At 29.1% G+C, this 1,056-nt stretch carries 1 protein-coding gene; it reads left to right on the top strand.

Features of this window, described 5'->3' with window-relative positions; all coding sequences use genetic code 11:
• Positions 1-550 precede the first annotated feature (550 nt).
• The coding region (locus B6D18_RS12365; protein ID WP_144064008.1) for a hypothetical protein at positions 551-1,056 on the top strand (506 nt) is incomplete at its 3' end.

Raw genomic sequence — 1,056 nt, 5'->3', positions numbered from 1 at the left:
TGCAGTGTTTTCATTTTAGTTTAGCTCGTCAACGAATTAATTGTTTAAGCAGTTGACAATCAGTTAACTATCCTATTGAAGTTGATTTAGCCTTTATTAAAAGTCTAAAAAAGCATTATTTGTAATTTAATATTAAATTATTAATTAACTATGATAAAAATTTTATGCAACAGAGACTTTAATAAACACTATTTTAGTGTTTATTAAAGTCAGTTAAAACTTTTTTTCCAAATTCGTAGCATAAAATCAAAGCTTTTAAGTTCAACTTTACTTTACATATCTTGACAAAATTTAACATTACAAAATTTGATATAGCAAGTGGTTTAAATTATAATTATTGTCAAAAAATATTTCATTTTATGAAATAAAACAATGTGATGATTTTAAAATAAATTGGTGTGTGTTACTGATTAGTTATTGCGTAGTTAACCATAAATTAGGACTATTTAACCGATTATTCTTTTAAGTGTTAGCAATATATTCACATCCACATTCATTTTTTTCTTTTATAGATTTATTTACCGCTCAATTCTTGTTATTTGGAGTCAATTTGATAAAACCATTTTTTTGCTTAAAATCAATGCTAATAATTGTATTGATTATAATTAGTTTATTAACGATTCCCTTTAATTCCACATATGCTTTAAATATAACTACAGCCAATGCAATTCATGGAGGAGCACCATATCTTACTTATGATGGAGGTACCACTAAAGCGGATAGTACGGAAAGTTTATTGAGTATAACTTTATCCGATGGAACAGTAATAAGTGCGGAAAATGATGAATCAAGTCTAACAAATCCAATTGAGTTACCGAATCAAGGCGATACTTATGCGAGTATTCAAACCATCGTTCCGTTACCACAGTCAGGTAATAGTAATTACCCTAAAGTGAAAATGACCGATTTACTCAAAGCGCCATATAACTATTTTGGTGATGATGATGGCGATGGATACGATGATGTAGCCGGTGAAGTTATCGCAACAGCGAGTGGTGATATAGGCGTTAAATGGGAAAACATTAATGGTATTGATGTGACCGATACCGTTAAAAA

The organism is Gilliamella sp. A7 (assembly GCF_002142015.1).
GTDB classification, from domain to species: Bacteria; Pseudomonadota; Gammaproteobacteria; order Enterobacterales; family Orbaceae; genus Gilliamella; species Gilliamella apis_A.
Note: the sequence above shows the minus strand (reverse complement) of the source record. Positions and strands in the feature narration are given on the sequence as shown.